Origin of the sequence: Brenneria sp. hezel4-2-4 (assembly GCF_013155275.1) — a bacterium.
In the GTDB taxonomy this organism is placed as follows: domain Bacteria; phylum Pseudomonadota; class Gammaproteobacteria; order Enterobacterales; family Enterobacteriaceae; genus Brenneria.
On sequence record NZ_JABJXS010000012.1, the window covers coordinates 1 to 15147 of the forward strand.

A 15147-nucleotide genomic window follows, 5' to 3' on the forward strand; every position below is an offset into this window, starting at 1 on the left:
TAACCATGACAGGACACATTCTTCATTAAATGATCTGACTCCGGCAGAATTTATCCGAAGTCACCAAAAAAGACAGATCCTCTAATTGATCCTGGGTCAGGATATGGGAGGAGGTCAAAGCCCGTCAAACTCACAATAGATGATTGTATTGCTAAAGGGCTGTCATTGACTGGTGCTTTTGCTGAACTTCTTGATGACAGCATCAGCGATTGTGAAATCTCTATGTTAACTTCCCGGTATCGGGAAAAACATAACAGTAAATTTTTTATCCATCAGACTTTAGATCCTTATGTAAAAGAAACTATTGAGTACTTGTACAATAAAAAATTCTAATTATTGTCGTTAGCAATAAAGGAGGAAAATCCATATATGAGTTCTTAGATAAATATGATTTATCCCGTTTTATATCGTTAGTTTTCGGCTCAAAAGAAAATATCAAACCTAAACCAAGCATTGAACCGTGGAATAATCTTATCGCAAAGCACTTTACTTCACTATGGTTATCTAACGTGCTTCATGTTGGAGATACTGAGCCAGATATTGAATATACTAAGAATTTAAAAATACCCTGTGCTTATATGACATATGGATTTGGCAAGCCAGCGTCCGAATTAACATTAAAACCAGATTATATATTCGAGAAATTCAATGACATACTTAAAATTATATAATTTTAAAGAGGGGAAGCTAACAGACGTCATCCAGTCGGGCTGGACGTAAAGGTGTTAGCAACTATCCAGAATAACACTACGTTTTTGCATGAATTGGTTGAATATAAAATCTTAATGAAAAGCCCTAAGGGACTTTTCATACATAAGTATCTGCAAAACGTTAATTACCACATCAAATCATCGGGCACTTTAAAATCGGCATACGGATCTTCTTCATCTTGCTCTTCCTGACTAAGCGCACTATTTAATACAATACTGTCCGCATCTCGCTGCGCAATTTTATCGGCTACGCTCGCAGGGATAATAGCGTATTCACTCTCGCCACTGTTATCAACAACCAAACGAGCAATGGCGAGACGCCCACTAATCAGCTGAGCCTGAGTAAGCTTATCCACAACTACTTTTTTAATTAAATTATTATCTGTGAAGTTAAAACCTATATCCCCTTTTGAAATATAGATTCTGTTCATTTCAATAAGCTGCTTCACCTGAGCTTTATACTCTTTAGATAAAGCCGCTTGTTTTTGTTGTTCGCTTAGCTGTTTATCACGCTCAAGTTGTGCTTTTTTATTTTCTTCCACAGCCGCTCTTGCCTCACGAGCCTGAACTCGTGATTTTTTAGCCGTTCTTTGAACTTTGGCCATTTTTTTGCTGGTCACTAATCCAGCTTTTAGCATCTGCTCTTGTAAGGTGAGTTTTGTCATCTTCGTTTCTAAACCAGTTGAATAATTTGTGGGATTATACCTGTAATTTTTGAGGCTGTACCAGGTTACAGGACCTGATCACTGTGTGGTTTGAGTTTGGAGGGGTCTATCAGAGGTTTGATTAGGGTTGTCTCTCATGAGCGTGAAGCGGGCGGGCATGCCGTCGTATCTTGCATACGGACACTATTTTAGTCATCTTACATAGTCTGGATATATCGATCAAACCTATGGTGATTCAGGGTGTCGTTGTCTTACAAACACTCCAGTAGTTAACGACTTCAACCCGGCCCCTCACTCCCTGCCGCCAGCAGCGGTATCAGCACGTCGCTGATAGGCGTAGAAATACCCTGTAAGCGCCCATAACGCTGTACCACGCCGTTGCGGATATCCTATTCCAGTGGGCGGTTGGCCTGGCGGTCGGCGAGAATGGAGGTGTCTAGATCCGCAGGGGCATGATGAAAACCGTTAACGATCTCCTGCGGAACGTTATCGTTCAGTACTGCCCCTTCCGCACGCGCTACCGTCAGACACTCATGCAGATAAGCCAGTGCCAGTTCAGTTATATCCCCGCGTGAAAATATCCCGGCACGGCGATTCGCAAGTACCATCAGACCAGCGACCGCATTTTGCAGCAGTTTGCGCCAGGCGATGGAGATAAAATCGGTTGGCAGCTCAACCGCGCAGCGGGCGGCGACTTCAAATGCGCGCAGCGTGGCTGTAGGGGGAAGATCACGAATCATTCTGTTCCTGTTAATGAGCTAATACTCATAACACGATATGCCGGATCCTCTGCAGAAGATACGGCGACAGAGAGATAAGTAAAGCAACCAGAAATAGTTGCTTTACACGACACATCGCCGTTTCTGCCATCGAACGTCGGTTGTAAGCCGTGTTCCATTACCAGTAAGTATGGTTCCCTGTAAGTCGCCGCCAGACCACCGGCACAGATCCGGTTGTTTACTGATGTTGCGTGCGGCATGCTGTGCAGCCGCTTTGTTATTGGTTCGGCTGCCGTTCACCGTGTTGAGCAGGAAAACGGCAAGCATATACCTTCATCCTTCAAGCGGCCTCTTTATTGGCGGCGTCAGCGCGTGCCAGTCACCGAGTTATCTATGTTCCCGGGAGCTTACTGACTTGCCGCTTCGACACATCTTGAAGTATGAAGGGTATAGTTAGAACAGAGAAGTTTCATTTCTTACTTTTTGCCTGAATCATTGCTGCTGGTGGCTTAATCGTAAGACCTCTACTAAAAATGGTGCATAGGTTTTTAATGTATCAGGCCTCATAATTTCCTCATGTGTCGCTGTGACCTCATGCACAGTAATTTTGCGAGTGACATAGGGGCGCCAGTTGTCGGGCACTTGGTCGCTGTCTCTGAGATTGTCTTCACTTGCCCGAATAAATAGTAAATCACCATCATAATGGTCGAAGTTGCTTGCTTTCATTAAAGAATAAGTATTCTTGAAATCATTGATAATCATAGATAGCAACATATCATCACTCTGTGAGAGGCCAAAGTTTTTACTTAACTCACCATTTAAATTTGAAACTTGTGCAATATTCTTTCCCAAAACTGCTCGGGTTAGCCTACTTATGATTAACTTATCATCGGGAGTAAATTTGCTTGAAGGGCTAGGGTAATTATCCAGCATTGCCAGAAAATTAACTTTTTCTCCCATTCGCTGCATCTGAGTGGCAATCTTATGCGCTATATGACCGCCAAATGACCATCCTAGTAAGAAGTAGGCGCCATGTGGCTGTATACTTCGAATGCTTCTAATATATTTTTCTGCAATTACATCAATAGATTGAGGCTTATAATCAGGCTGTTGTAATACTGGTGATTGTATGGCATATAGTGGTTGGTTTTCGGGTAAATATTTTAGTAAAGCAGCATAGGGCCATCCTATACCACCTGCCGGGTGAATACAGAATAATGGTGGGAGATCTCCATCGGGCCGTAAGCTCAGTATGTGATCAAACGAACTGTTATCGGGACATTGGTGAATGATATCCAGTAATTGGTTGGGTGTTGGTGATGAAAAAAAATCTGCGATACTTATTTCAGTGCCAAATGTATCTTTAATTTTCCGTAGTGCGCGAAAAGCTAATAATGAGTGTCCTCCTTGTTCAAAGAAGTCACTATCAGCCGTGATCGTGGAACTACTTAGCACTTTCGAAAATATACTGCAGACTATCTCCAGCATAGCATTTACTTGCTGATGTTTTTGTTGATCAGGAGTGCTCTGATTTATTTTCGGTAAATGTGCAGTGTCTAGCTTGCCATTTAATGTTATTGGTAAAGTTGGGACTACTTGGATACAAGTAGGTACCATGTAGTCAGGTAATCGATGGCGGAGTTCTTTTTTGAGCCATTGTGGTGATAATGTATCATCAGCGGATACATAGGCTGTTAGTACACTATCGCCTTTTGCATTAGGACGCAGTAATACTGCAGCATCGTTTACTCCTTCTATTTCTACAAGCGTGTTTTTTATTTCTCCAGTTTCAATACGTAGTCCATGTAACTTGATCTGTCCATCTTTCCTCCCTTGATAAAATATACGTCCATTTGCATCTATATAGACCCAATCACCACTGGCGTACATGCGCTCTTGTGGATTTATAATGTCAGGAAGAAAACGTTCATCTGTCATTTTCTTTTGATTTATATAGCCTTTTGCTACACCACAACCGGCAATATATAGCTCACCAAATGCTCCTGATGGTACAGGGTTGTGCCTCGCATCCAGAACATAGATTCGGACATTATCAATAGCCTCACCAAGAGACATATTATTTTGGCTGAATTGTGTATTGACTGTAGCGCAAATGGTCGCTTCAGTTGGGCCATAACCATTATAAATTTTTTTACAATGTGAAAATTTAATTAGATGTTTTTTGGTTGCAGACTCACCAGCGAAGATTAATGTGATATTTGAGGGGATATCTTCACTACGATGGTACGCTAACAGACTTGGTGTGATGGTAAGATGACTGATATTACGTTTAACAAGAGTCGAAGCTAGTGTTTCACCAGGAAGAAGTAAACCTTTTTCTTCCATGACGAGTGTTGCGCCATTTAATATTGCGATGCAAAATTCGGATATCGATGCATCAAAGCTTAAAGAACTAAATTGTAGGATACGGTCTCCAGGGAATACACCATATTTTTTACCTAGAGATATTCCCATGTTGGCAAGACCTCGATGAGAAACCATCACTCCTTTAGGAAGGCCGGTTGAACCGGAGGTATAAATAATATACGCATTATCATTGATGTTCGTTTGAATAGGGAACGGTGAGCTATTATCGGCTGATGGCCGACAATAGACAATACTTTGAATGTTACTGACAAACGGTGCGGCTATCTGTGCCATTTCCGGATGATATAATAGAATTCGTGGTGCCGCGTCTCCTAATATATATTGGATTCGTGTCATTGGGAGATCATTATTAATAGGTAGATATACAGCACCAATTCTTAATAAAGCGATAAATGTGATAACCAGATCAGCATTGCGTGGCATCAAAACAGCGACAATATCCCCCTTAGTTACACCCTGATTAATAAGCTGATTTGACAGATTATTTACCATGTTATCCAGAATGTTGTAACTCAGTACCATGGCTGGACATTCAATAGCAATAGCTGTGGGGGTTGCACAAATTTGGCGATTAAGTGCGCTATTGAAGGTTACACCATTATGATGCATGTGTTGCGGGAGATAAGTATAACGAGAGCGTTCAATCTTAGTAAGCAGATCCAGATCTAACAATGGTTTTTCAGGGGTATCAATAATACGACTAAGTAATAAGAGGAATCTATTATAATGCAGTTCAAGATCATCTTCTTGATAAACACTGCCGTTTGCGTTAAAACCAATTTCTAAGCGGCCATCAATATTTCTGTCAAAAACATCTACTCCGAAATTAATAGCTGGACCATTAGCTATATTTTTATGGAATACTTGACACCCTTCAAAAATTTCATTCTGGTCGTAGGATACGATATTAATTGTAGTATAAAATAATGGTTGTGATTTAGAACCAAGGTTTAATTCCCTTGCCAGATCTTCATAACGATAGCGCTGATGAATAAGGTGCTTACGCAATTGCCTGTTAATACTTTTCGCTAGATCCGATAATGTCGTCTGTTCCGATAGGTGTATTATTAGTGGAAGTGCATTCGCCGTCATACCAGGAATATTACGTATTTTTTTATCCTGACGAGAGGCAACGGGTAATCCTACCACAAAATCATTTTTTCCCGACATCCGAGCTAGATAAGCGCTAAATAATGTAAGTAACAGGGATGATAGCCTTAATCCAAGTTGTACTGCTGTATTGCGTAATTGTTGGTTGAGTGGACCTGAAAGAGTCTTTCGATAACGTAGCAAGTTGGTTAGTGGGCGATCTTCTGGTGATAAACGTACGGGATTAGGTAAATCAATACAGTACTTATGCCAATATTCTCTATCTCGCAGTCTTTCATCACCTGTTAAATAATTTATTTCACAATTAATTAAATCCTGCACGTCTCCAAGGGGAGGAGTATTGCTATTGTTATAATAAGAAACTAAATATCCATATATTAATGAATGTGCCCAACCGTCTAGCACTAAATGATTACACATTTCTAGTAAATACCAGTGATTATCAGTAATCTTGAATAGTTCATAATGCAATAGTTCATCTTGTGAGATATCAGCGTCATAATTTATTCTTTCATTGATGCATTTGTCGATTTCCATTTCATAGTTTTTTTTTGAATCACAATAATGTATAGGTAAAGACCAGTTATCATAATAACGCGAGGGGACTATTCTTTGCTTAACCACTTCATTGGACATAAAAAAACGAGCGCGTAAAGAGTCAATCTCGTGAAAAAGAGCTCGAATGGAATTTTCTAATCGTGTTGGGTTTAGATTTCCATGTATTTCAATCTTGTTGGCTAAATTATAGAAAGATGAATGAGGTATCTTAGCTAATGCCAGATAAACTTCCTCCTGTGAGCGGCTAACCGGATAGATATTCCCAGAGTACATAAAATCACCATTTTTAGTTGCAGATGAACTAGGATAGATCCGTTTTTTATTAAGGGAAAGTGTGTTTTTTTATTGTAATAATATTGACTGCACAACATGTCATTATTTTAGGTAACAGAAGATCTGTCTGAGTAACGTAATTAATAATATTTTTTCTGTTATATAATCACGCATAATTATAATAGGATTCAAATTATTTACAGCCTGATTTTTTAGTTGGTTCATTGAATAATAACGTTAAGATTGTACTTGACTGTGGACGCAAGTACCCATCAGGTTATTCTATGCAGGTCTGTCTGGACAATGTCAGCAATGCGTAGGCATTCCCGGAGCTCTTATCCGCCAGACCTACCGGAAAATCAGAGTAACTTCAGCCGACGGCGCTTACCGTACGACACTGTGCCACGACGGAATACGACAACTCAATACTTGATAACCACCTTTAACAAAATTTTGAGCTAATATCTCGATTGGTACATCCATTTTATTTGACATATTACCATGAATTGCTATAACTACTCTTTCTGACATATCTCCCCATATAACAGCAGGGATATTTTTAACTTCCATTATTTTTTCATATTAATTACCCCAACCATTGATATTTAATTTTTATTTAAGCAGCACTATATATTGCCTAACTATATTTCAAACAAGCCACACCAGCATTACCTGAATAATCATAACTTATTAATAAAAAACACTATTTTTTAATCAGAACATTATTGTAGTTTAAAACCTCGTCATTATCTTCCTTTGATTTATTTTCAGGAATAAATTGCTTACACATTTTTCTCAATATACCTAAGCATAAAAATGGGTAGGCAGCAAAACAACCCCCTAAAAAATTTTTAGCATAAGGGTAGGTACCGGCTGTATACCAATTTATTAGCGCTTTCAACGCCTTGCGAACCTCATCATTACTCCGTATTTTGAACATTTTTATCCGCCCATTGGGATATTCATTGCTTTGGCTAACGAGGGATTAATGGAACGCTTGTTTGTCTATGGTACGCTACGTCCGGGCCACTCTAATGCCCATATTCTGGAAAATATCGGTGGAGAATGGCTGCCGGGTTATGTGACTGGCACGTTTTATGAGCGTGGCTGGGGAACCGCTGCGGATTTTCCGGGGATCGTCCTGGATAAGGATGGAGCACTCGTCCACGGTTACGTGTTTTTATCCGATAAACTTGGGGCGCTCTGGCCAATTTTGGATGAATTTGAAGATGGCTATGATCGCGTTGAAGTTGAAGTGACCACGGCTGATGGTCAGCACGTTACTGCATGGATCTATCAGTTACAGCCGCAGACTACCCCGTAAGATAATCTTGCTCAGAGAATCCAGATTTAACGCCTCGCATGTCGTAAAACATGCGAGGCGTTTTTCATTTCAGACTTATTCGTCGCGCCAGCCCATTGCCGGAGCAACATGTTGCAGAATGGACTCGATAACATGAACGTTGTAATCCACGCCCAGTTGATTCGGCACGGTCAGCAATAAAGTATCCGCTTCGGCAATCGCTTCATCCTGTTTCAGCTGTTCGATCAGCTTGTCCGGTTCTGCGGCATAGCTGCGCCCGAAAATCGCACGGGTTTTCTCATCAAGGAAACCAACTTTATCGCTGTCGTCACGGCTGGAGCCGAAATACATCCGGTCGCGATCAGTCATTAGGGCAAAAATGCTGCGGCTGACCGAGACACGTGGCGTACGTGTATGGCCTGCTTCCGCCCAAGCCTCGCGGTACGCACGGATCTGTTTTGCCTGCTGAATGTGGAAAGGTTCGCCTGTTTCATCGTCTTTCAGCGTGGAACTTTGCAGGTTCATCCCCAGTTTCGCGGCCCACACCGCTGTCGCATTCGAACCCGCGCCCCACCAGATACGGTCGCGCAAACCTTCGGAATGAGGTTCAGGGCGTAATAGACCCGGCGGATTCGGGAACATCGGCTGTGGATTGGGTTTCGCAAAACCTTCTCCACGTAACACGTCCAACAGCGATTCGGTGTGACGGCGCGCCATATCAGACTCGTTTTCCCCTTCGTTGGGGACGTAACCAAAATAGCGCCATCCATCAATCACCTGTTCCGGGGAGCCACGGCTGATACCAAGCTGTAAACGCCCGCCGGAGATCAAATCCGCCGCACCCGCATCCTCCGCCATATACAACGGGTTTTCATAGCGCATGTCGATAACACCCGTGCCGATTTCAATGCTCCGGGTTTTCGCTCCTATCGCTGCCAGCAGGGGAAACGGCGAGCTGAGCTGGCGGGCAAAGTGATGCACCCTGAAATAGGCTCCGTCCGCACCCAGTTCTTCGGCGGCAACAGCCAGATCGATGGATTGCAGCAGCGCGTCGGCGGCCGAACGGGTTCCGGACTGCGGCGACGGCGTCCAGTGACCAAATGACAAAAATCCGATCTTTTTCATTACGTGTTTATCCTGGTTTTCAGGGAAATTATCAGCAGGTGGGGCATCGTTCACGATGAAGCAAGCCTGTTCTTGCCTTGGATTATCCCTACTTTACGCATTACCCGATGAGAATAAATATCGTTTGTTTAACATAATACATCAAATAAATTGACTGAGTATATAACCTCATTCCAACCGGAGGGACTACAGATGGACTACAATGTGAAGCATCCTCAGAAATCAACCCTTGTGATTTGCCTTCGATAGTCTTGTATGCAAAATTAGCCATATAAATTTCCTTTTCAGTTGGTTTTATATTTTACAGATAAAATCGGTAATAAACATTTAGGAAAATATATTTAGACGCTGATTTACAATGAGCAATTGATGCATAAAAATAAATAGCACTCTTTTTATTACCCTATGGCATTACAATCAACCATTACGTAATCATGTATCTCACGGATGAATTCACAATGACCAAATCAGACTAGGATGAATTGACTGACCGCATAGTAAACATGTTCAGCACTACCGTTCTCTGAAGGCATGGGATCTGGAATAGCTGAAACAGCTAAGTAGAGATGGCTTATATTTTCTATTTTTCCTCTTTAAAAATTGAACATTCGTTGAGGCAATAAAAATCAGGAGAACTTATGGAGAGTGTTTGTTTAAAAAATCATCTGACAAAGATATGCTCCAGTATCGAACCGCTGCCTTTATCAATGATGTTAGACGTTAACTTATATCCAATGAATTTATTTCAATTTTAATTATTAACGCGTTAATCAAAAAAATTTGACATATATCAATAATAACTTGAACATGATTTTTATTGATGCTATGTTTCTTATCACACTACATTAATTATTTTTCATTCCATGACTCTTTATCACTATGGATATGTAAACTTACACGCGGATTATTTTAATGAGACACAAAGCATCAGAATACTATTCAATTTATGGTATTAATAAAGCGGATGAAAAGGGTTACACGACATTACATCTGGCCGCGATGGAAGCTAATGATGAAATGGTTAAACAGCTTATAGAATCAGGAGCCGATATTAATGCACCGACATCACATGGCAGCACTCCTCTTCATAAGGCCTGTACTTTTGGGAATGTACACACCGCCAAGTTATTGGCTGAAATGGGGGCAAATATAGAAGCAATGACATCAAATAGTGAGGTATTATCTTTCAGTAATAGAACGCCTTTACATGAAGCTGCCGTTGAGGGAAAATATAAATGTGTTGAATATCTTATCTCCATTGGAGCAAATATCACAGCGCTTACAGAAGATGGTGAAACCCCTTTTGACCTGGCAAAAAAGTACAATCATAATAATATATTCCCTCTTTTTAAAATGAAATAAAATTCATGAATTGCATCATAAAGCCAAAATGTTTTGTTTTTGATCTTGATGGTACTATTATATTTAATAATAAAACATTATCAGAATCATTAGAAAATGAAATAATAAAACTGTCAGAATATGGGATGGTTATATTTGCCACAGCAAGACCTTTTCGTGATGTAAAGCAAGTTTTACCAAGTACATTATGGTCCTCACACATTGTTTGCATGAACGGTTCTGTTTATTATAAAAATCAGTCTACTGAAGATGTAAAGTATATAGATCATAATATAACTAAAGATATCATCTATTTTTTATTATCGAGCAACATTCCATTTGTGGCAGATAATGATGAATGTTTTTATCTAACAAATCATGATTTGGATTTTTTTAAATATACTAAATCATGTGGAATAAAGCCTGTTTCAGATATTGAACACATGTTAAAAAAAGGAATTTGCAAGATCCAAATTTTTGGTAAAAATCATATTCACAATTTTGTTAACCTAGAAGAAACCATAATTCATAACTATCGTGATGTGGATTTCTTCGATCTTTCATCAAAACGAGTAGACAAAGCGGATTTAATATTAAAATATAACTTAAGAAACTATAAAGTCATCGCTTTCGGCAATGACACCAATGATTTTAAAATACTGAAAGCAGCAGATTTAAGCGTATGTATTGGCGACAATATAAAACTTAAAGATGTTTGTGATTACGTTATTGACTCTTTTGATACCGAAAGAGACATCGTTAGTTTTATTCAGGCAGAACTATATGAAATTTAATTGTATATCTTTTGATTTTGATGGAACGATATGTGATACAAGGAATGCAATAAAGTATACTCTTTATGAACTATTCCCAGTAAAAACGGGCGAAGAAATAGATAATTGCATTGCTATGGGACTGTCATTGACTGATACTTTTGCTGAGCTTCTTGGTGATAGCATCAGTGAGAGTGAAATTTCAACGTTAACTTCTCGATATAGAAAAAAATATAATAGTGAGTTTTTTATTCATCAAACTCTATATCCTCATGTAAAAGAAACCATTAAGCATCTGTACGATAAAAACGTTCTGGTTATTATTGTTAGCAATAAAGGAGAACAATCCATATATGAGTTTTTAGATAAATATGATTTATCCCGTTTTATATCGTTAGTTGTTGGCTCAAGAGAGAATGTTAAACCTAAACCAAGCGTTGAACCGTGGAATAATGTTATAGCAAAAAAATTTACTTCACTATCATTATCTAACGTTCTTCATGTTGGAGATACTGAGCCAGATATTGAATATGCTAAGAATTTAAAAATTCCATGCGCTTATATGACATACGGTTTTGGTAAGCCGGTGTCCGAATTAACATTAAAACCAGATTATATATTTGAGAGATTCAATGACATACTTAAAATCATATGACTTCAAAGAAGGCTCAATTTATAAAAGTCTTTGCAAAAATCCATATATATCAGATATAAAGTTAGTAAAAGAAAAAAACATCATTATTAAAAATATATTCTGGGATGGCGCCATTCGGGTCATAGAAAAATATATTTCCTGTTTTTTTAATGAAAAAATAAAGAAACACTGGCAGAATGATAAAATCATATTCAGGCTTGCATTATCATCATATGAGTATGGGGGGGTCTATTTTTTATCCAGACATGAACTGGAAACTTATAGATCGCAGATAATAAAATATAGCGAAGAAATTAACGAAGTATATAATTGGTTTTCTGAGAAAAAACTTTTAAACATAACATTCAATTTGTGTATAAACTATTTTGTGTTTAATTGGGGAGAGGCAGAGTCTAAAGGACAAATGATAGCCCCTTATCAATTTCAAATGAGCAAAAACCAAAAATTATACTATCGTGATGATGGGTTCTATATAAATCATAATTTGGTGGCTTCGCTTGGTGATATCCCTGTTTATGATTTACATGATTTCGCACATGTTGTCAGTACATTATGTAAACCGTCTTTATATGGGTGCTATTATCACGATCTTCCAGAGAAGATCACAAATGATGTTTTTAGAAGATTAATTTCAATACCTCATAATGAGGATAACTCTCCGATCTCGGATGGATTTTTATACTCCAAGATAACACGAAAACTTTATGATAATATTAAAAGAACCAATGATTATCAAAAGATAGCTGATGTTATCGGCGAAAGAATAGCTAATTATCTTATGGGGTACGATGCTATAAAAATTGGAGAAAGAATCTACAGGAGGAATATGGCAATAAAACCATACGAGTTAATCATATTAGCCATAAATAAATTATATGAATCTTCCGCATCTGAAGTTGAGCGGTTTGTAATTATCAGAAATGATAATTCTCTAGACTTATCTGATACTACAGCAGTGGAAAGACTTCTTCAGCTAAGCCAAAACTCACAGTGGTTGTATGCAGAAGCACGTAATACACTTAGACACAGAGGACATTGTGAATCATATCGACGAACTTTATCAATGCTTGCAGCCGAACAAAAAATTGATTCTTATTTATATAAGATAATAAATGGAATATTAGATTTTAATATGAACCAGTTAAGATTAGGAATCTCTATCCTGAAAAAAGCCGCACAAGACGAGGAAGTATTATTATGATTTCACATGAAATAAAAATTATTTGGGATCATCCCAAGAAAGGAATAAAATTCCACGATATTACCCCAGTACTCGCTAACAGTGAATTGCGACATAAAGCAATTTCATTTTTAGCAAATGAATTTAAAAATAAGGTAGATACCGTTGTCGCTATTGATGCCTTAGGATTCATTATAGGGGCGATGGTTGCAGATAGGCTCGGGGTATCTTTTGTCCCAATACGCAAACCAAATAAACTGCCGCGTGCAACGATTTCAACATCATATAGCAGTGAATACGCTTCAAATGAATTACATATTCATTCTGATGCTTTATCCAGCAGAAATCGTGTCCTTTTGATCGATGACGTTTTAGGTAGCGGAGGAACCTGTTTGGGTGCAATAAAGCTTTGCGAAAAATTAGGTGCAACCGTTGTTGGCGCAGGATTTTTATTAGAATTAACCGCGCTGAATGGCAGGGGAAAACTAGATGGATATCTCGTTAAATCATGTGGTTATATTGACGGAGAGGTATAATGGTAGAGCATAAACCAATATATCCACTCACCGAAAATGATATTCACATCTTACTGAATGAATGTCCGGATTGTAGATTGGTCAGTTCTGATCGTATAAATAAAATTATTCAGGTACTCAAGTTCAGTTGCTATCTTGATAGTATTAACTTCCTATTAAAAGTTGGATATAAAGCAGAATCAATGCAGCATCACCCTAAAATTATCTGTGAATGGAATCATGTAACGTTAGAATGGTGGACTCACTCTCATAAAGGATTAACTACTGCTGATAGCCGAATGATTAAAGAAGTACAGGCGCTCTTTCATTCGTTCAGGCATAATCAAAGCGAATAAATAAGATATCGGAGATTACGTGTTCTACTAACTCTTGCGTAACGCATGAGATGATATTATTCCTGCGATAATAAGGGTAACTACCAATAAGTACAACGTATTAAACCAGGAAACATACACTGCCTCTCGAATTGGAAAGACGGTACATAACATTCAGTTGAAGCGCGTTTTATCAAATGTGGTGAAGCCATAGGCCGGCGGCCACCTCAGCAACCAGTGTCCGCCATCACACGCCACTATAAACACGCACTTCTAACAATAATCCGTTTGCTATATCGCGGCGAAAATTAATTTAATGCCCGGTAGTGTTCGCCCAGCGCGTTTGCCGCGATCATCGCGTTATAAACGTCATCCTCCGTTATATCCATCGCCATATTGTTCATCGTATCCTCTGGCGAACAGGCTATTCTTGCGACTTCGCGCCATTCCGCGCTGATGAAGTTTTTCAGCCCCAACTCTTTAAGCGTCAACGGCAGCTTGGCGATTTTGATAATTCGAATAACCTCTTCTATCTCTTCGCGCGGCGCGTTTTCCAGAACCAACTGCGTCAGTAGGCCAAAGACGACTTTTTCACCGTGCTGCGCTTTATGCAGGTCTGAAATGATCGACATACCGTTATGAACGGCATGCGCCGCGGCCAGGCCGCCGGCTTCCGCGCCCACGCCGCTTAAATAGATCGTGGCTTCGATGGTTTGTTCCAGCGCCGGCGTGGTGATGTTGTTTTCCACCGCGGCCATGGCGGACTGAACGTTTTCGCTCAGCACTTTGTAGCACAGTTCAGCAAGTCCCAGACCGGTTCGGGAAGGTTTATGCAACACTAGATTAACGCCGTCCGACTGGTAACAGGCGCGCGCTTCAAAGTAGGTTGCCAGGGCATCGCCTACGCCGGCGGAGAAAAACCGCGCCGGGGCGGAAGAGATAATCGACGTATCGGCGACCACCACATCCGGATTCTGCGGCAAGAAAAGATAACGTTCGAATTCGCCTGATTCAGTGTAAATCACCGCTAACGCCGTACAAGGCGCGTCCGTTGACGCAATGGTGGGAAACAGCACAACCGGCATTTTTTGGTAGAAGGCGACGGCCTTGGCGACATCCAGCGTTTTACCGCCGCCGATGCCGACAATGATATTGACATCATGTTGTCGTGCAATGGCCTGCAATCTATCGATTTCTTTTTGCGAGCACTCATACTGGAACTTTTCTGCCACCCCATTGAGATTGGCGGCCTTGAGTGCGGAGAGCGCCTCGTCTTCTACCCGGCGCAAGATAAACTCATCACTTATAATTAACGCGTTATCGCCAAAATCCTTAACGAAATCATTGAGTTTTCCCAGCATTTCCACACCGATGAAGAATTTTTTCGGTGAGGTGACCGTTCTTGGTACTTTAGTATCTTTAATCATTTTTAATGCTCTTTTTACTACTTACCGCAGCTTAATTATTTGAAATCATCCCTTTCAATGGCATGAAAAA

The 15147-nt window shown here is 39.8% G+C and carries 13 protein-coding genes and 1 pseudogene; 8 read left to right on the top strand and 6 right to left on the bottom strand.

Going from position 1 to position 15147, the window contains the following annotated elements:
- Nucleotides 1-335: 335 nt before the first annotated feature.
- On the top strand, nucleotides 336-671 hold the full coding sequence (locus HOY33_RS20845; RefSeq protein ID WP_371734393.1) for an HAD family hydrolase: 336 nt from the start codon (nucleotides 336-338) through the stop codon (nucleotides 669-671).
- 164 nt (nucleotides 672-835) lie between these two features.
- Here the strand turns inward: HOY33_RS20845 and HOY33_RS17575 are convergent, their stop codons facing one another.
- The 4 genes and pseudogenes from HOY33_RS17575 to HOY33_RS17590 form a co-directional block, all read right to left on the bottom strand.
- Nucleotides 836-1375: a DUF2058 domain-containing protein gene (locus HOY33_RS17575; protein WP_172291437.1), complete on the bottom strand. Its 540-nt coding sequence runs from the start codon at nucleotides 1373-1375 to the stop codon at nucleotides 836-838.
- 278 nt (nucleotides 1376-1653) lie between these two features.
- Nucleotides 1654-2061 (bottom strand): annotated as a pseudogene (locus tag HOY33_RS17580) (ketopantoate reductase C-terminal domain-containing protein); the annotation flags it as partial.
- Nucleotides 2062-2586: 525 nt separating this feature from the next.
- On the bottom strand, nucleotides 2587-6423 hold the full coding sequence (locus tag HOY33_RS17585) for a non-ribosomal peptide synthetase (protein ID WP_172291438.1): 3837 nt from the start codon (nucleotides 6421-6423) through the stop codon (nucleotides 2587-2589).
- Between the two features lie 384 nt (nucleotides 6424-6807).
- Nucleotides 6808-6993: a hypothetical protein gene (locus HOY33_RS17590; RefSeq protein WP_172291439.1), complete on the bottom strand. Its 186-nt coding sequence runs from the start codon at nucleotides 6991-6993 to the stop codon at nucleotides 6808-6810.
- Between the two features lie 418 nt (nucleotides 6994-7411).
- Here HOY33_RS17590 and HOY33_RS17595 point away from each other — a divergent pair, with 418 nt between their 5' ends.
- Nucleotides 7412-7747 (top strand): gamma-glutamylcyclotransferase family protein, encoded by a 336-nt coding sequence (locus HOY33_RS17595; RefSeq protein ID WP_172291440.1) that lies wholly within the window; start codon nucleotides 7412-7414, stop codon nucleotides 7745-7747.
- A gap of 75 nt (nucleotides 7748-7822) precedes the next feature.
- Here the strand turns inward: HOY33_RS17595 and HOY33_RS17600 are convergent, their stop codons facing one another.
- A complete protein-coding gene (locus tag HOY33_RS17600) occupies nucleotides 7823-8851 on the bottom strand; it encodes an LLM class flavin-dependent oxidoreductase (RefSeq protein WP_172291441.1) in 1029 nt (342 codons plus the stop codon).
- A gap of 912 nt (nucleotides 8852-9763) precedes the next feature.
- Here HOY33_RS17600 and HOY33_RS17605 point away from each other — a divergent pair.
- The 6 genes from HOY33_RS17605 to HOY33_RS17630 are packed head-to-tail and all read left to right on the top strand — an operon-like array spanning nucleotide 9764 to nucleotide 13671.
- A complete protein-coding gene (locus tag HOY33_RS17605) occupies nucleotides 9764-10213 on the top strand; it encodes an ankyrin repeat domain-containing protein (protein ID WP_172291442.1) in 450 nt (149 codons plus the stop codon).
- A gap of 5 nt (nucleotides 10214-10218) precedes the next feature.
- The gene (locus tag HOY33_RS17610) at nucleotides 10219-10986 is read left to right on the top strand and encodes an HAD hydrolase family protein (RefSeq protein ID WP_172291443.1); all 768 of its coding nucleotides are present in this window, start codon (nucleotides 10219-10221) and stop codon (nucleotides 10984-10986) included.
- Nucleotides 10976-11620 (top strand): HAD family hydrolase, encoded by a 645-nt coding sequence (locus HOY33_RS17615; RefSeq protein ID WP_172291444.1) that lies wholly within the window; start codon nucleotides 10976-10978, stop codon nucleotides 11618-11620. The genes HOY33_RS17610 and HOY33_RS17615 overlap by 11 nt, the downstream gene beginning before the upstream one ends.
- Nucleotides 11598-12821, top strand: a complete 1224-nt coding sequence (locus HOY33_RS17620; protein ID WP_172291445.1) for a hypothetical protein — start codon at nucleotides 11598-11600, stop codon at nucleotides 12819-12821. Before HOY33_RS17615 ends, HOY33_RS17620 begins: the two co-directional genes overlap by 23 nt.
- Entirely contained in the window at nucleotides 12818-13336 is a 519-nt protein-coding gene (locus HOY33_RS17625; RefSeq protein ID WP_172291446.1) for an adenine phosphoribosyltransferase, read from the top strand. The genes HOY33_RS17620 and HOY33_RS17625 overlap by 4 nt, the downstream gene beginning before the upstream one ends.
- Complete coding sequence (locus tag HOY33_RS17630; RefSeq protein WP_172291447.1) at nucleotides 13336-13671, top strand: 4a-hydroxytetrahydrobiopterin dehydratase; 336 nt, start codon at nucleotides 13336-13338, stop codon at nucleotides 13669-13671. The genes HOY33_RS17625 and HOY33_RS17630 overlap by 1 nt, the downstream gene beginning before the upstream one ends.
- A gap of 287 nt (nucleotides 13672-13958) precedes the next feature.
- Here HOY33_RS17630 and HOY33_RS17635 read toward each other — a convergent pair whose 3' ends face one another.
- On the bottom strand, nucleotides 13959-15077 hold the full coding sequence (locus HOY33_RS17635; protein ID WP_172291448.1) for a glycerol dehydrogenase: 1119 nt from the start codon (nucleotides 15075-15077) through the stop codon (nucleotides 13959-13961).
- Nucleotides 15078-15147: the final 70 nt, after the last annotated feature.

What these genes read in the sequence shown, in the direction of transcription:
- HOY33_RS17605 (WP_172291442.1), top strand. Translation starts at nt 9,764, where the DNA reads ATGAGACACAAAGCATCAGAATACTATTCAATTTATGGTATTAATAAA.
- HOY33_RS17600 (WP_172291441.1), bottom strand. Translation starts at nt 8,851, where the DNA reads ATGAAAAAGATCGGATTTTTGTCATTTGGTCACTGGACGCCGTCGCCG.
- HOY33_RS17625 (WP_172291446.1), top strand. Translation starts at nt 12,818, where the DNA reads ATGATTTCACATGAAATAAAAATTATTTGGGATCATCCCAAGAAAGGA.
- HOY33_RS17585 (WP_172291438.1), bottom strand. Translation starts at nt 6,423, where the DNA reads ATGTACTCTGGGAATATCTATCCGGTTAGCCGCTCACAGGAGGAAGTT.
- HOY33_RS17610 (WP_172291443.1), top strand. Translation starts at nt 10,219, where the DNA reads ATGAATTGCATCATAAAGCCAAAATGTTTTGTTTTTGATCTTGATGGT.
- HOY33_RS17635 (WP_172291448.1), bottom strand. Translation starts at nt 15,077, where the DNA reads ATGATTAAAGATACTAAAGTACCAAGAACGGTCACCTCACCGAAAAAA.
- HOY33_RS17620 (WP_172291445.1), top strand. Translation starts at nt 11,598, where the DNA reads ATGACATACTTAAAATCATATGACTTCAAAGAAGGCTCAATTTATAAA.
- HOY33_RS17630 (WP_172291447.1), top strand. Translation starts at nt 13,336, where the DNA reads ATGGTAGAGCATAAACCAATATATCCACTCACCGAAAATGATATTCAC.
- HOY33_RS17575 (WP_172291437.1), bottom strand. Translation starts at nt 1,375, where the DNA reads ATGACAAAACTCACCTTACAAGAGCAGATGCTAAAAGCTGGATTAGTG.
- HOY33_RS17590 (WP_172291439.1), bottom strand. Translation starts at nt 6,993, where the DNA reads ATGGAAGTTAAAAATATCCCTGCTGTTATATGGGGAGATATGTCAGAA.
- HOY33_RS17595 (WP_172291440.1), top strand. Translation starts at nt 7,412, where the DNA reads ATGGAACGCTTGTTTGTCTATGGTACGCTACGTCCGGGCCACTCTAAT.
- HOY33_RS17615 (WP_172291444.1), top strand. Translation starts at nt 10,976, where the DNA reads ATGAAATTTAATTGTATATCTTTTGATTTTGATGGAACGATATGTGAT.